General features: G+C 70.1%; 14 protein-coding genes, 1 tRNA gene and 1 pseudogene. 7 read left to right on the plus strand and 9 right to left on the minus strand.

From position 1 onward, the window contains the following. Positions 1-94 precede the first annotated feature (94 nt). From tap to AOK00_RS41565, 6 genes and pseudogenes are all read left to right on the plus strand, one after another. Entirely contained in the window at positions 95-2,356 is a 2,262-nt protein-coding gene (tap, locus tag AOK00_RS09240; protein ID WP_437441402.1) for a telomere-associated protein Tap, read from the plus strand. A 9-nt stretch (positions 2,357-2,365) separates the two neighbouring features. Then, positions 2,366-2,926 (plus strand): telomere-protecting terminal protein Tpg, encoded by a 561-nt coding sequence (gene tpg, locus AOK00_RS09245; protein WP_055599823.1) that lies wholly within the window; start codon positions 2,366-2,368, stop codon positions 2,924-2,926. 156 nt (positions 2,927-3,082) lie between these two features. Next, positions 3,083-3,156 (plus strand) — tRNA-Met (locus AOK00_RS09250). Positions 3,157-3,546: 390 nt separating this feature from the next. Beyond that, positions 3,547-4,767, plus strand: a complete 1,221-nt coding sequence (locus AOK00_RS09255) for an ISL3 family transposase (RefSeq protein ID WP_254047294.1) — start codon at positions 3,547-3,549, stop codon at positions 4,765-4,767. Positions 4,768-5,009: 242 nt separating this feature from the next. Next, positions 5,010-5,267, plus strand: a complete 258-nt coding sequence (locus AOK00_RS09260; RefSeq protein WP_159041715.1) for a DUF6221 family protein — start codon at positions 5,010-5,012, stop codon at positions 5,265-5,267. Between the two features lie 136 nt (positions 5,268-5,403). Beyond that, positions 5,404-5,550, plus strand: a pseudogene (locus tag AOK00_RS41565) (ATP-binding protein); the annotation flags it as partial. A 46-nt stretch (positions 5,551-5,596) separates the two neighbouring features. Here AOK00_RS41565 and AOK00_RS09270 read toward each other — a convergent pair. From AOK00_RS09270 to AOK00_RS09290, 5 genes are all read right to left on the minus strand, one after another. After that, positions 5,597-6,019, minus strand: a complete 423-nt coding sequence (locus AOK00_RS09270) for a hypothetical protein (protein WP_254047292.1) — start codon at positions 6,017-6,019, stop codon at positions 5,597-5,599. A gap of 730 nt (positions 6,020-6,749) precedes the next feature. Then, positions 6,750-7,253 carry a hypothetical protein gene (locus tag AOK00_RS09275; RefSeq protein WP_055599827.1) on the minus strand — a complete coding sequence of 168 codons (504 nt, stop codon included), beginning with the start codon at positions 7,251-7,253 and terminating at the stop codon, positions 6,750-6,752. 209 nt (positions 7,254-7,462) lie between these two features. Then, complete coding sequence (locus AOK00_RS09280) at positions 7,463-8,200, minus strand: VOC family protein (RefSeq protein WP_055599828.1); 738 nt, start codon at positions 8,198-8,200, stop codon at positions 7,463-7,465. A 221-nt stretch (positions 8,201-8,421) separates the two neighbouring features. Further along, on the minus strand, positions 8,422-10,488 hold the full coding sequence (locus AOK00_RS09285; protein WP_159041716.1) for a M48 family metalloprotease: 2,067 nt from the start codon (positions 10,486-10,488) through the stop codon (positions 8,422-8,424). Positions 10,489-10,610: 122 nt separating this feature from the next. Continuing rightward, positions 10,611-11,435 (minus strand): hypothetical protein, encoded by an 825-nt coding sequence (locus tag AOK00_RS09290; RefSeq protein WP_055599830.1) that lies wholly within the window; start codon positions 11,433-11,435, stop codon positions 10,611-10,613. Positions 11,436-11,905: 470 nt separating this feature from the next. Here AOK00_RS09290 and AOK00_RS09295 point away from each other — a divergent pair, with 470 nt between their 5' ends. Further along, positions 11,906-12,385 (plus strand): nuclear transport factor 2 family protein, encoded by a 480-nt coding sequence (locus tag AOK00_RS09295; protein WP_055599831.1) that lies wholly within the window; start codon positions 11,906-11,908, stop codon positions 12,383-12,385. Between the two features lie 185 nt (positions 12,386-12,570). Here AOK00_RS09295 and AOK00_RS09300 read toward each other — a convergent pair whose 3' ends face one another. The 4 genes from AOK00_RS09300 to AOK00_RS09315 all read right to left on the minus strand — a co-directional run. Next, positions 12,571-13,140 (minus strand): hypothetical protein, encoded by a 570-nt coding sequence (locus AOK00_RS09300; protein ID WP_173861529.1) that lies wholly within the window; start codon positions 13,138-13,140, stop codon positions 12,571-12,573. A 323-nt stretch (positions 13,141-13,463) separates the two neighbouring features. Continuing rightward, positions 13,464-13,787 carry a hypothetical protein gene (locus AOK00_RS39405; RefSeq protein WP_055599833.1) on the minus strand — a complete coding sequence of 108 codons (324 nt, stop codon included), beginning with the start codon at positions 13,785-13,787 and terminating at the stop codon, positions 13,464-13,466. Positions 13,788-13,887: 100 nt separating this feature from the next. Then, positions 13,888-14,133 (minus strand): hypothetical protein, encoded by a 246-nt coding sequence (locus tag AOK00_RS09310; RefSeq protein ID WP_254047293.1) that lies wholly within the window; start codon positions 14,131-14,133, stop codon positions 13,888-13,890. 211 nt (positions 14,134-14,344) lie between these two features. Beyond that, the coding region (locus tag AOK00_RS09315) for a DoxX family protein (protein ID WP_063886570.1) at positions 14,345-14,657 on the minus strand (313 nt) is incomplete at its 5' end.

The raw sequence follows: 14,657 nt of genomic DNA on the forward strand, positions 1-14,657 counted from the left end.
GCAGCTCGCGGCGCCGCTCCGGCCCCGGGAGTGCGGCTTCCGGGCGGAGCGGCGCCGCGAGCTGCGGGAGCAAGCGCGGTTGTCGAAGGCGCAGGTGGCCCGGGCGATGGGGGTGAGCCCGAGCACCGTCGCCGGCTGGGAGAGCGGCCGGGACCCGGTAGGCGAGGTACGGGCCAAGTACGCGTATCTCCTGGACGGACTGGCCGCCAAACTCACTCACGACACCGCCCCGTCGACCCCGTCGACCTCACAGGCCACGTCGACCCCACCGGTCAAGTCGGCCTCACCAGCCACGTCGACCCCACAGGCCCCGCCGGTACCGCCTGCCACCAACCCGGCCGCGCCACAGCCTCCTGCCGCGGCTGCTACTCCTCGGCCTTCCTCAGCACCTGAGGGAGGCGGCGACGGCGATGGAGCGAAGACGCCCGACACGCCCGCCTCGGGTCCGAAGACGCTCGCGGCCCCGTCCCCGGCGCCCGCCGCTCCGGCGGCCGCGCAGGCCCCCCGGCTCGTGGCGGCACCCAGCCCGGCGGGCGCGGCTTCCGCCCGTCCGACGGCAGCCCGGCGTCCGGGCGCGCGGAATGCCGCCCGGACGAGCATCCCGCCCACGGCCGGGGGCGACCCCGGGTTCGCCAACGGCCCCCTCGCGGTCATCGACGTCACCGGCGAGGGCGAGGTCCTCGCGTACTGCGTCGGCGGTCTGGTCCTGGACGTGCCCGCGGGAACCCTGCCGTCGCTGGTGGAGTGGACGCTGACCGAGGCGAAGCTGGGGGCGGAGCGGCTGAACGGTTCGGGCAAGGACGCCGACCCACTGCTTGTCCTCACCCCGTCCGCACTCCAGCGCTTCGGCCTGCCCGTCGAGCTGACCGAAGAGGAGCGCCTCGCCGGACGGCTCCCGGACCACCACAGGGCGATCACCCAGCTCACGCGGGCGCAGTGGCAGCTGACGAAACGGGGCCTGGGCCCCTGGGCTCGGATCTACCGCCCCGCCCAGGGCGCCCGCCGCGCCTGTGTGCAGCTGTGCATCCCGTCGTGGAACGCCCTTGACAGGCGCAGCTGGGGCCACGCCGCGGACCTGCCGCCGGCCGAACTCGCCTCTGTTCTCGGTACGTACGCCACCCGGGTGCTGACCCCACGCGGCTCCACCGCCGTCACCGGCCTGGAACTGATGACCGCCCTGCACCCGCCGACCCGCGCTTCTGCTCCCGATGCCGCCGGCCGCCGGCACAGCGTCCACAACCCCGGCTCGCTGGGCACCGAGCCGATGGACCCGGCCCCGTGCGAGGCGACCGACGGCCACCCCGTCCTCGCCCACCTGCCGCGCTTCCACGTACGCGGCCCCGGCGAGAAGCTGTTCGAAGAGGCCTACGACTGGGCACGCCCGCTCACGGACGACGAGTGCATGCGACGCCAGCTGGTCGGTATCGACGTGAACATGGCCTTCGCCGCCGGTGCCAACGGTGCCGTTGTCGGCCTCGCCACCCCACCCGTCCACGTCACCAATCCCGCCTTCGACCCCAAAACCCCCGGAGCGTGGCTGGCCGACCTCTCCCACGTCGACCTGTCCCGGGTGAAGGTCGGCAAGCAGTGGACCCATCTCCAGGGCGACCTGCTGCCGAGCCCCTTCACCCCGACAGGTGAGACCCCGGACGGCCCGGCCTGGTACGCCACCCCGACCATCGCCTACGCCGTCGAGCTCGGCTACGACGTCGCCCCCCTCGAAGCGTGGATCCGACCGGAGTCGGGCCGCTACCTCGACGACTGGTACAAGCGGCTCCGCGACGCCTACGTGAAGACGATGGCAGACCTGGGCGTCGACGAGAAGCTGGACCCGGCCGGGTACCTGGCGGCGATGGACGGCTACAAGCAGCGTGACCCTGCGATGGCGATCGTCCTGGACGCGGTCAAGTCGACGGTGAAGAACGGCATCGGAAAGTTCCAGGAGAAAGCACGCGGTGGAGGCTGGCGCCCGGGGCAGCCCTGGCCGGCTCTCGCCAGGCCGACATGGCGCCCCGACATCCGGGCCGTCATCATCTCCCGGGCCCGGATCAACATGCACCGCAAGATGGTGGCGCTCGCCGCCGCCACCGGCCGTTACCCGGTCGCGGTCCTGTCTGACTGCGCCGTCTACGCAGCCGACGGCCCTTCTCCGCTCGACGTCCTGCCCTACGACGAGGCCGGCAAGACCGTGCCCGGATCCTTCCGACTCGGTGTCTCACCGGGAATGGTCAAGCACGAAGGCACCCAGACGACGCTGTGGGCCGAGGAACTCCGTGAACGGGCCCAGGCTCCCGAGCTCAACCTGGCCCGCTACATCAAGACCGGCGAGACCACCGCCGCCGACACCGGAGAGTAGAGGCAGGCGATGACGAAGTCGGTCGGCGAAGGACTCGACAAGGCACTTGAGCTGGTGGTCACGCGCCCGGCGCCCAAGAGCGCGGGTGCGCGGATGCGTTTCCTGGTCAAGCAGCTGAAGGGCACCAAGGCCGTCGCCCAGGCGCTCGGGATCTCCCAGCGCACCGTCGAGCGGTACGTGAAGGACCAGATCAAGAAGCCCCGCCCCGACCTTGCGGTCCGCATGGCCGGCGAGGTGAACAAGCGGTGGCAGCCCCAGGTGAAGGCGAAGGCCAAGAAAGCCGCCGGAACCAGCAACGGCATCGTCATCGACGTCCAGGCCCGCCTCGGTTACAGCGCTCCGGTCGGCACCACCGACGAAGCCCGCGAGCGCCACCTCACCGTGGCCCTGCCACCCCGCTTCGCCGAGCGTCTGTTCACCGCCCGGGACCGGGGCGACTCCGATGCCGCCCTTCGGCAGATCGCCGCCGAAGGGCTCAAGGAGGTGTACTTCCAGCAGCTCGGCACCCGCGCGGGGAGTCTGGAGGACGTACGCATGCTCGACGTCCGGAACATCGAGTTCGGCCTGTGACGGCAGCGGGGAGCACGCCTCGCAGTCCCTTCCCGTGAGAGCGGCTCATCGGCCAGTGGAGCGTCGCGGCCGGCCGCATCGGCCCTCTCGCGCACGCCTGATGAAGGTGGCCTGGTACTGGGGGTGCCGTGGGTGGCGTAGTGTGGTGTGCACCGACGCGGGGTGGAGCAGCTCGGTAGCTCGCTGGGCTCATAACCCAGAGGTCGCAGGTTCAAACCCTGTCCCCGCTACTGACGTGACATGAGGCCCGGATCCTGTGGATCCGGGCCTCGTGCGTGCCGACTCCGGCGAGCGCCTCGGCCTTCACTGCCAGACGATTGACGTCCTGTGCCGGGGCGGCGTGGACGGTACCCATCCCTCCGATACCCAGACGGTTCATGATCCGGCACGAGCCGCCGTGAGCAGGAGCGCCGGGAAGTGAGGGAAATCCGAGCGGTCGCCTTCTCCCTTGGCGCGGGCCGATGTCCGCGTCTGTGCGGACGCGCAGAGCCACGTACGGGTGAACGGGCTCTGGCGCTGATCTTGTGACGTTGGAGCTGTTCGATCGTTTCGGATAGATGTGCGGTTCAGGGGGGGTGCGGAAGGCTCTGCCGCACCTGGCGGACGTTGTGGTCGAGTCGATGCGCCGGGACGTGGGTGTGGTCGTGCTGCGTGCACGATCCCGTAGGCGTTCGGTGCGGTGTCCGGGGTGCGGAAGGTTCTCGGGCCGAATACACGGCCGGTACGAACGACGGCTCGCGGACGCGCCTTTGGGCGGACTGCCGGTGGTGATCGTGGTGCTGATAAGGCGGTTCAAGTGCCTGACGACCGAGTGCCCGGCGGTCACGTTCGCCGAGCAGCTCCCGGGCTTGACCCGACCGCACGCCCGGCATACGCCCGTGCTGCGGGACCTGCTCAGCCGCGTCGCTCAGGTGCTGGCGGGTCGGCCTGGGGCCCGGCTCGCCCGAAGGCTGGGCATGACCGCGGCGAAGGACACTCTTCTGAGGTTGCTGCGGACCGCAGCGCTGACCGGGGCCGGGTCCGTCCGGGTCCTGGGCATTGACGACTTCGCCCTACTCAAGGGCCACACCTATGCCACGTTGCTGGTCGACCTGGAGGCGCGCTGGCCGATCGACGTGCTGCCCGGCCGCGAGGCTGCACCGGTGGCCCGCTGGCTGGCCGGTCACCCCGAGGTACAGATCATCTGCCGGGACGGCGCCTCTGCCTACGCAGAAGCCGCCAGGAAGGCCGCCCCTCAGGCCGTCCGGGTCGCCGACGCCTGGCACCTGTGGAACAACCTCACCAAGGCCGTGGAGAAGACCGTCACCAGCCACTACGGCTGCCTCCGCGCAGCCCACCAGGCCGCACACCAGCGCGGAGAGCCACAGCCACCGGCGGAGCCGGACGGCATGCTCGACGGCCGCGGCCGGCCCCGCCGAATCGTCGCCACCATCCGCGAACGCCACCGCGCAGTCCAGGAACTCCTCACCCAGGGCCGGTCCCTTCGAGGGATCAGCCGCGACCTGGACCTGGACTACTGCGCCGTCCGCCGATACGCCCGGACCGCGGACGTCGACGAGCTGCTGGTGATGGTGACCCAGCGCCGAACTCTGCTGGACGACTACAAGCCCTACTTCTACCAGCGCTTCGCCCAGGGGCGCCGCAACGCCAGCCAGCTCCGCCGGGAAGTACGCGACCAAGGCATCCCCGGAGACAGGAGCGTGGTCAACTCCTACGTCCGTCTGCTGAAGCAAGGCACCGTCACAGCGCCACCACCCCCGGCACTGCCAAAGCCCAGGAGAGCCCTACGCTGGATCATGACCCGCCCCGACCGCCTTCGCCCGACGAGGCCGTCGGCCTGAAGGAGATCCGGGCAGCCTGCCCCGAACTCGACGCCGCCATCGACCACGTCCGAGCCTTCGCCGTGCTCATGCACGAGCACCGCGGCGAAGACCTCGACGAATGGATCGAACAGGTCAGGCAGCACGATCTACCCGCCCTTCGGCAGTTCGCCGACGGCCTCCTCCGCACCCGCATTCTCCTCCGGTCTTGAGCCGCGCAAGGATCTTCCACCGCATTGCCGAAGGTACGCCAAGATCTCTTCATGGACGACCTCCTGAAGTTCCTTCACGCCCGCTACGAGGCGGACAACCATGCGTATGCCGACGTGGCCTACCGCTTTGGGGCCGACGCCCTCCTCGACAGCCACCTGCCGATGCTCGACCTCGTCGACATGCTGGTGCGGGACTACGAGGCAATGGATCCGTCCGACGCGCGCTTCCTCGGTCTCGGACATGCCCTTCGCGTGCTCGCACAGTCGCACGCCGAGCACCCCGACTACCGGGAGGAGTGGCGACCATAGAACCTGGTCCAGGTGGGACCGGGAGCGTCACAAGATCAGCGACAGAGCCGGCGAAAAAACGTGCAAGAGGAACGTGGTGTGCCTGCGTACCGTTTCGAGGACGCTGCTGTCTGATCGGGCTACCGACGAGGACGGCCTGACCTCGGACAAGAGCTTCAGCGCGTTCGGACAGGTCTTCGGATGCGAAGTCCTCGCCACCGCGCCCCTTGACCGGCTCCTCCACCACCGCGACGTCGTCCCGATCAACGGTCCAGTCACCGCCTCACCCCCTCATCGAGGGTGAGCCGACGTCGCCTGACAGAGCGTCCGAATGGTCTCGCTCCTGACGGTCAGCAGGGCGATGTCTCAACCGCCACCCTGACTGATCGCTGACGGAGCCGGGCGGCGATGAGTTCCATCTCGACCAACGTTCCCACCAGCCCGGTCGACTTCAACTCATCTGCCCAGGCCCTTGCTTGCGTGAGCGTCAAGCCAGGCACCTCACGAAGAGCGCGCAGTACGGCCACCGGGCTTGTCTCGGGCCCCATCAGGCGGAGCCGGGCAGCTCCGTGTTCGGACAGAAGCGCCTGGCGGATCTCCTCCGGAGTCTCGCCACCGCTGTCCTCTTCGCACCACGCGACGGTGCATGACGTGCAGACACCTTCAGTCCCCCAGCACAGGAGTCCGCGGTCGATGAACTGGCCCATGCCGCGTATCAGCACGCCGCCGCAGGCATCGCATCGCGTTGCGATCTTCACACCCTGGGTGATCACCTGGCTCCTTCTCGTCGACCCCGCCCCGAATGGTGCTGCCACAGCATCCATTCGTCGATCGCTTATCTTCGCCGATCGCACTCCGCACGATCAGCCGTGCTTCGCTCTGCACATTGACGAGTACCCCGACACCTGATGAGGCGTGTTGAGAATCTTTTGTCCTTCCGGGTGTTGACCGGCATTCCGCTGGCCAAGCGTGAAGTCGCCTCCGCTGCAATAGAGATGACATGTCGTGTTCTCTGCTTGGTGGAGGTGCCAGATGCACGTCGGTGATGGGGTTGATCGAGGAGCGGGAGGTCGCTGCCCGGCAGCCGGTGGAGTTGTTGCGGAACGAGCTGGACCCTCTTGTTTCCGACCTGGGGGAGGCGGAGCCGCCGGGGGATCGCCTGGTGACCGCGAAGGAAACGGTGAGCGAGGTGCCGTCCGAGGCCGGCGAATCCAAGGACGTGCGAGTTTCCTCTGCCCGGCCGGTTGAGCCGGAACCGGCGGTGTTCCGGGCGGTGCCCGGCTCGGTGGTGCCGTCGCGGCGGGAAGGGCTGGACGTGACGGTGCTGCCGCCGGACTATCAGCGGATCTGCACGTCCTGGCCGATCGTGAGCGGGCCGGCGAAGGGGCTGCGGTCGTGGAACTCCTCGACCAGGCCCTTGTCCCGTGGGCGGCGGGAGCACGTAGACCAACCGAGTATCCAAGTTCGACCCGCAACCGAACCTCTCGGTACGACAAAAGATACTTACGCGTCGGAACGCTCCGGCAGGGCGAGCCAGTCCGACCAGGAGATCTCTCGGCCCAGGAAGCGCGGCTGCTCGAACGGCCAGTCGGCGGCGATCCACTGCGGCACCAGGTCATCGAGGGCCTGCTCGACCTTGCTGTCCACCAGCTCGTCCACCACCCACCAGGAGATCTCGCCGTCCGCGCCGGCCCTCTCCGGTGGGTCGATGTAGACGCAGCCGAGCAGAGCTGTCTCCGCCGCGTCGAACAGCGCGTAGTTGAAAGACTGGTGTGCGGCGATCTCCTTCTCGTGCCGCAACAGGTCGGCCTGGTCGGCCTCGTAGGTCATGGTGGCCGCAGGCCAGCCCCAGGCTGGGCCGAAGATGGTCCACAGCCGCTCGCGCGACCCCATCACAGCCGGATAGTCGAGCGGGGTGTCCGCCTCCCGGATCGGCCGCAGGTGATGACCACTGCCCGGCAGCGGTACCAGGACGGGATGGACGAAGTTGTCGGGGAGCCAGCTCATAGCGCCCGACCGTAGCAGCGCGCGGCCCTCCGTCCCTTTGGATTTTGCCCGTATACCGCCAGGACCGGCTCTCATGCCGGGTAGTGCCCGCGATCACCCGATCGAGACTCCCGGTCGATCGACAGATTCCATGATCGGTATGGCAACGGTTTCTACCCGGTCGGGCCTGGAGCTGGCCGTCGCTGTGGTCGTGGTTTTTGTTCAGGGGGTCAGCGGGGCGTGAGGAGGCAGAATTCGTTGCCTTCTGGGTCGGCGAGAACCGTCCAGGGGATGGTGGACTGGTCGATACCGGGGTCGGTGGCGCCCAGGGCGCGCAGTCGGGTTTCTTCTCTGTGCAGGTCGTCACCGGGGTAGGGGCTGATGTCGAGGTGGACGCGGTTCCACACGCTCTTGGTGCCGGGGGTACGGAGGAATTCCAGGTAGGGGCCGACGCCGTGGGCGGATCGCATGGAGGCGTGGTCGTCGGTGACCTCGTGCAGCGTCCAGTCCATTGTCTGGTCCCAGAAACGGGCCATCTCTCGTGGATCGGTGCAGTCGACCACCACCGCGGCGATCGGCCCGGTGTCCTGGTAGAGCGGACGGGGTTCCAGGACGCAGAACTCGTTGCCTTCCGGGTCGGCCATGACCGTCCAGGGGACGTCGCCCTGACCTACGTCGGCGAGCGTCGCGCCGAGATCCTCCAGGCGCGCGACCAACTCCGCCTGATGGGCCCTGGAGGTGGTGGCCAGATCGAGGTGCACCCGGTTCTTCACCGTTTTGGGTTCGGGGCCGGCGACGATGTCGATGCAGACGGCCGCGGGGTCGGGGTAGGAGAAGCCCACGGGTTCGAGGTTGGTCACGCCGGGTCCCTCGCTGTCGACGCCCCAGCCGAGTGCCTGCGCCCAGAACCGGCCGAGCGCAGCGTCGTTGTGGGCCTTCATGTTGATCTGCACGAGTCTTGTCGCCATGCCGCAGATCCTAGAAGCTGCCGCCGGTCTGGGCGGCCGAGTTCCGGCCCCCGGGCGATCGTGATCCGGCATGTGCTCGCCTCCGGTGCTGGTCATGGGCGGCCTCGTCCAGAGAGGAACTGCCCCCACACCGCGGCAGTTGGGGTGTGGGGGCAGGCCGGCACCTCATGCCCAGCCCGCAGAGGACCACCCGACCCGCTCGTCACGGCCCGACTCGCCTGTCATGGACCGGCGCGCCGGACGCTGTGGCCGCGACGCCTTCGTACGGCGGCCGTCGCAGTGACCAGGGCTGCGAATACCAGCCACGCCGGACCCGAGGTCAGCGCCATGATGAGGACGGCGAGGCGCACATGCGCCATTTCCGGGAGCGGGGAACAGGCGCCGCTCCCGGACGAGCAGGACAGGGCATGGACCGTCGCGGCCAGCAACAACGGAGCCATCGCCCCACAGCCCAGAATCGCCACCATGGCCCGGGCCAGCCGTAGCGGCGCGTGGTCGCGGGTGGCCCACAGTGCGGCCCCCACCTGCGCGAGACCGAACACCACGGGAACGACCCACCACGCGGCCGGGACCGGGCCCAGCATCACGACCACGGCCGCGGCGGCCGCCACCGCCCCGGCGGGGATGCCCAGCCGGACCATACGTCCTGCGGTCGGAAGAGCCGGGCCGAAGCCCAGTGCGGGTCTTCGTCTGGCCAGCCGGCGGGCCAGCGCGTACCCGGTCACCGGCACGAATGCCCCGGTCAGTACGAGGGGGAGCAGCAGCGTGGTCAGCCGGTCCGAGAGCAGCTGAGCGGACCCCCAGAAGAACAGCACGGCCCCAGGCATGGTCGGGGCGACGAAAGCCGAACCGTAGATCAACAGCCCCGGCAGCTTCAGGAGGAACCCGATCGGGCCGAACAGCCCGGCCGCCGACCCCGCCAGGACCGCGGCCAGGATGAGCCGCGGCCGGCCGCTGGCCTCCAGGACCGGCTGCCACGACACAGCCACCGCCGCCAGCCAGCGCACCAGGCCCCAGCCCGCCAGGCACATCACGGCCGTGTACGGCAGGACGTATGAGAGCCCCGCACCGCCGATCCCGAAACCGAGCCATACGACGTACGTGGCCAGGAGGTTGGACACGCACACGCCCAGGCCGAGACCGAGCCCGGCGGCCCGAGTCCGCGGCATGCCGTCCTCGGCGGCGGCCCGCCACACCACCGTGCCCGCCGCGACGAGCAGCAACAAGGCCGCCGAGGCCGGGCCCGTCAGCTCATTCCAGGCGGTCTGCGAGGCGGTGTGGCGGAAGGTGCCGCCACCAGGGCCGAGCTTGAGCAGGTAGAAGAGGAAGGCCACGGCCGCGCCGACCGCGGCCATGTCCCAGAACCCGGGCGGCGCTTGCGGCCGCCCCTGTGCCAGGGCAAGGAGCCGCTGCCCCGTCGTGGGGTGCACCCGGCGCAGCTCCGCCAAGCGGCCCCGCCCGCCGGCCCGCCGCACGGGGCCGTCCGCGGCGTACGTCGTGAACAGGTGTCGCAACCCTTCCGCCGAGCCCTCCCACTCGCGGACGCGGGCATCGGCGTACAGCTCGCGGCTGCGCAGAACGGCGCTGCTGAGCAGCGTGACCAGGAGCCCCATCAGGCCCAGCAGGACCGCGAAGGCGACGATCGCGGCGGCCCGTTCCGCCCCGACCACCGCGGGGGCGAGGAGGACCGCCAGGGCGGTGACCGCCAGCATGGGCGGCCCGAAGGTCCGCCACGCGATCAGGGTCACGAAGCCGATGTCGATGTCACGGTTGCGGATGTGGGCCAGTTCGTGGAGAACCACCACCCGGAAGGCCGCACGGTCCCGGCCGTACAGGGCGATCAGGCCGCCGCTGAGCACGACCTGCCGTCGTCCGGCCCGGCCGAAGGCCAGGGCGGAGACGGTCGGGTCCAGCAAATCCGCCAGAAACGTCACCCGCGCCCGTACCCCGGTGCCGGCCAGCAACCCGGCGACAGCGGCCGTCAGTTCCGGCATCCCGGTCAGCGGCTGGTAGCCGCGGCGGGCGACGCGCCAGCGGGGCAGGGCCACGTAGCCGACGGCCAGGGCGACCAGCAAGCCCACGGTGGCGGCCCCGGGGAGGAGCAGTCCGGCGAGGGGGCGGGGGTCCGGGCAGGCGTCCGGTGATCCGTCGGGGAGCGGGACGGCGACGCCCTCGGCCCGGCGGCGGGCGGCCTCCTCGCTGGTCCGTTCCAGGCATTCCAGGAATGCCTGGGCCCCCTCCAGGTCCACGGCGTGCACAGCGCCCGCGGCGAACGTGGTGGCGGTCATGACCGTCAGAGTGGCGACGGCCGCGATGAGCAGGATGAACCGGACAGTGGTCCCTGAGGACAGGGCGAACACCCCGGCCGGCACGGGTCTGCGAGGCACCCCCGGTCCGGTACTCGCCCCTCTCACCCTGCGGCGCCCGCTCCGGTGGGTGCCGCCCCGGGCCCGTCGGGCGCGTTGGCGTCCACCACGGCGACTGCGTCCCCGGCGGCCGTGCCGGGTCCGGCGATGGGCTCGGCGATGGGCGTGGGGGTTGCTACGTCGCTGGGCCCGGCGTCGGCCGCAGCGAGGGCGGAACCGGTTCCTGTGTCCGCGTCAGGACTGGCGGCGGCCACGGTGGCCGTGCCATGGCCGACGCACGCACCTGTCCCGCCAGGCCCGGGACCGGAGGCCGGTTCCGCAACGGCCCCTGTTTCCGGGCCGGATGTCCCCGGATCCGGCTCCCCGGTGGCGGCGGCGAGCTCCGCGACGATGCCGTCCGCGATGGCCCGGGCCGCGTCCTCCGGCACCCGCAGCCGCAGGGCCGTCTCCCGCGCGACCCGGCGCAGCTCCGCAAGCTGGGCCGCGGTCAACGGCTCCCGGGAAGGCAGCGCGGCGGCAGCCTCTTGTTCTGGTTCCCCGCCATGGCGCCGGCGCCGCAGGCGGCTCAGTAGTCCCTGCCGCGTCGTGTCCACCACGTGGCCCGCGGCCTGCTGGGCCATATGGTCCAGGACCTGCACCGCCGCCGCCAACGCCACCGTGCCCAGCAGCGCCGCCACGGTCTCCAGTCCCAGGCCGAGCGGTTCGCCGGCCCGAGACCCGCCGCCGAACCGCCGGTGTGGCGGGACGCTGTGGAAAGCCCGCGCCGTCAGCTCGAACTGCGCAAGCTCCTCGGGCGCGGCCATGGCCACCGCCCGCCGCGCCAGCCGTGTCGCCAGTTCCCGGTCGTAAGTGCCCGTCCCGATCGCCATCCTGATCGCCGCCCCCGCCGCGTCGCAGTACCGTCCGGTGCGCGCAGGCTACCTCCCGCCCGGCTGCCGGCCGACCGAATTCCGGCGAGACGTCCAGAACCAGCCCCCTCTTGGCGAGGACCGGCCGTGAGGTCGCGCCGAAAGTGTTCGGAAGGGGGTGAAGTGCCTTGCCCTTCGGCGGGGTGTTTCGACCTGACCCGGCGACGCCGTAGCGGTGGTCCCTCCGGTCGTGCGGACGAGCGCGCCCGCTCTTCCACTCGGTCGTGCGCACGAGCGCGCCCGTCTCTCGCACTTCCCGGTTCTCCCGCTGTACGCCGCGTGGCCGCCGTACACCGCGCGGCCGCCGCCCAAGCCATCGCTTTACGAGGCCGGCTACGACCGGAGAGCGTGTGACGGAGGCACCGGCCGCGCAGCACGACGATGTCTGATTGACGCCAGCAAGGTCCCGTGGCGGTGCTCATGCTGGAGACATGACGATGGCATCCACTACGGAATCAGTGACAGTTCTCACCGGCATGTATGCAGCCGAGGCGGAGTACCTGGCGGCGGGAGGCCCTGATGAGGCTTCGTTCGACCTCCTCGCCCCCTTCTTCGCGCCGGATGTCGAGCTGCACCAAGCAGATGCTCTGCCCTACGGAGGCATGTGGCGTGGGCACAACGGCATGAAGCAGTTCTTCCTCATGATGGGACAGGCATGGGAGTCGTTCGACATGGTGGAACAGGAGTTCCTCGCCACCGGTGAGACTGCGGTGGTCCTCACACAGGTCCGCGCTCGCGCTCGCGCGACCGGCCGCGAACTCACCTTCCCCATTCTGCAGGCGATCACGGTCAAGGACGGGCGGATCACCGAGGTCCGTCCGTTCTACTGGGACACGCGGGCCATCGCCGACGCCTGCACCATGCCGACACAGACACAGACACCGACACCGGCGCCGGCACCGACAGGCTGAGGTCGATGACGAAACACCCGTCGTCCACAGCAGGTTGCTGAGGAATGCCGCCAGTACGGTCGCCTCGTACGGGACGGCGGGCATGGCCGTATCTCGTGGCCACGGCTCCACAGCGCCGGCCCTCGGGATCAGCCGACGCCCGGCGGAAGATGGGTGCCGGTGAGAAGCGGCAGTCCAGACCTGTTTCAGGGCTGGACTGCGCGGACGTGGCCGGCTGAGAGGTGGAGTTCGTACGGCAGGCAGCAGTCGGAGCAGAGGGTCGCGACGAAGGTTCCGCAGGCACACATCTGGTTCATTCCGCCGTCCGGGGTCGCTCCGCAACAGGCGGAGGAGACGTGCCGCAGCGTCAGGCCGCGCGCGTCGTCCGGATTGATGACGATGTTGCCTCGCGGACCGTGCGACACCAGCCATTGCCCGTGACGGTCGGTCTTCGTCCCGCGACGCGGCATCGCCGGGCCGGGGATGCCGGTGGCTACCAAGGGGGCGCCGTAAGGCTCCGTCTCGATGGCGTAGCAGCCCGACGGCACGGTCGCCGGCGACGGACCCGGTTCGTCCGCGTCCCACCACGCGTAGAACGGCGGCTGGGGAACTGCGGGCAGCCGGGTGAGCGGTTGCGTCAAGGGGACCTCACACGCCGCGCACACGAATAGCACCGCACCGGACGCCGCGGCCCCGTCAGCAGGCGCGTCGGCGGCCCGCCGTGGTGAGGGCTCGGGCTCGGCACCGCCCGGATTCTGGTCCTGCTCATCGCGCATACGCCGACCGTACGCGGCGCGCACCCCGGCTCCGAGGCCACCCCCACCACCGAACGCACGGCACCCGCCGGATCTACGGAACCGTACTCGTCGACGTCGAGACGTGCCGGCCGGTGGACCTCCTGCCGGACCGGGAAGCGGACACCCTGGCCTGGCTGTCCGAACGGCCCGAAATCGAGATCATCTGCTCGGGAACGCGCCCTCTTCCACGCCGAGGGGCGCCACCCGCGGCGCCCCTCAAGATGCTGCAGCGCCAGATGTTCGGCCGTGCTGGCTGCGAACTCCTCCGCAAGTGCGTCCCGCTCTGCTCCCGAGCCTGCCGTTCAGCCTTCGGCGTCCGGCGAAGGTGGTTGGTCATCGGCAGCAAGGGTGACGTGGGCGGTCCATGCCCATGCCTCCCGGGGCGGATCCCAGGTCACCTCCACGTCGGTGCCGTGGAAGTCGCGCGCGAGTTCCGTCACCATCACCGCCGCCGCGGCTCGCGCGTCTTGCGGGTCGGTGTTGACCGGCACGTCCAGTCGCCCGCAGAGCGTTCCGCTGTCGGTGAGGACGCTGGTGCGCCAGCCTTCCGGCGTCGCCAACAGGACGATCCCCTTCGGAATGCCCCAGGCGGGCCGCTTCTTCTTCTTCTTCTTGCGTCTCACCATGCCGCTGTCAACATCGTCGAGTTCATGGTGATGAGTCTGACTGGAGAGTCAACCGCTGGGCACGGTTGGGTGCCTGCTGTGGACGGCAAGCTGAAATCCTTCAGGACAGATCGTCGATGAGCCCGAAGCTCTCCGGGAACTCCTCCAGGAACTCACGGCGAGCGGGGTTGGTCTCGGCAGCTGCCATCTCCCGGAGCAGGATGATCAGCTCCTGCTGCTGATCACTCGACAGCGTGCTGACCACGTGGGCGGCGCCCTCCGTCACCTTGACCGCGTCGTCCTGATCCATCTGCTCGTCCTCGCTGCCGTCGATGAACCACAGGACATCGACCAACGCCTCGGCCAAGGCGCGAGTCAGAGACGGATACGAGGACGTCACGACGGTCTCCCAGCAGATCGACGGCAGAGTCCGGCAATCCCACCACACACCACTGACATCACTATCCGTGAGCCTCCACGGAGAGGAGACCAGAGCCACCACTGGCTGACCAGGCCAGGCGGATTCCACTACAAGAGCGCCTCCCCGCCAACGGCGGGTTCCACTCTCGAGTCCGCGCTCACTCCGCCCCGTGCACGGCGATACCCAGCACGAGCACGGCGACCGACAGCACCAGCATGACGAGCGCCCCGCCGATCCGGAGGTCACCGACCCGCAGATGCGCACCGACCGCCCCGAGGAAGTACAGCACCAGCCCCACCCCCGCCGCCGTTCCGACCCACGGGAGGGCGATCCCCGCCACCAGCCCCGCCGAACCCGCCGCCAGACACGCCCCCAACGGCACCATCCACGTCCGCGGCACGCTCACCCGGTCCGCGATCGCGGCGATCGACGGGTGCCGGACGAAGTCCAGGCACGCGCCGTACGCGAGG

This window comes from Streptomyces aureus (assembly GCF_001418135.1).
Classification (GTDB): Bacteria; Actinomycetota; Actinomycetes; order Streptomycetales; family Streptomycetaceae; genus Streptomyces; species Streptomyces aureus_A.

Coding starts and splice junctions, on each gene's coding strand:
- AOK00_RS09290 (WP_055599830.1), bottom strand. CDS start 11,435: ATGGCGATCGGGACGGGCACTTACGACCGGGAACTGGCGACACGGCTG.
- AOK00_RS09295 (WP_055599831.1), top strand. CDS start 11,906: ATGACGATGGCATCCACTACGGAATCAGTGACAGTTCTCACCGGCATG.
- AOK00_RS09260 (WP_159041715.1), top strand. CDS start 5,010: ATGGACGACCTCCTGAAGTTCCTTCACGCCCGCTACGAGGCGGACAAC.
- AOK00_RS39405 (WP_055599833.1), bottom strand. CDS start 13,787: ATGGTGAGACGCAAGAAGAAGAAGAAGAAGCGGCCCGCCTGGGGCATT.
- AOK00_RS09285 (WP_159041716.1), bottom strand. CDS start 10,488: ATGACCGCCACCACGTTCGCCGCGGGCGCTGTGCACGCCGTGGACCTG.
- AOK00_RS09280 (WP_055599828.1), bottom strand. CDS start 8,200: ATGGCGACAAGACTCGTGCAGATCAACATGAAGGCCCACAACGACGCT.
- AOK00_RS09255 (WP_254047294.1), top strand. CDS start 3,547: ATGCGCCGGGACGTGGGTGTGGTCGTGCTGCGTGCACGATCCCGTAGG.
- AOK00_RS09275 (WP_055599827.1), bottom strand. CDS start 7,253: ATGAGCTGGCTCCCCGACAACTTCGTCCATCCCGTCCTGGTACCGCTG.
- AOK00_RS09300 (WP_173861529.1), bottom strand. CDS start 13,140: ATGCGCGATGAGCAGGACCAGAATCCGGGCGGTGCCGAGCCCGAGCCC.
- tpg (WP_055599823.1), top strand. CDS start 2,366: ATGACGAAGTCGGTCGGCGAAGGACTCGACAAGGCACTTGAGCTGGTG.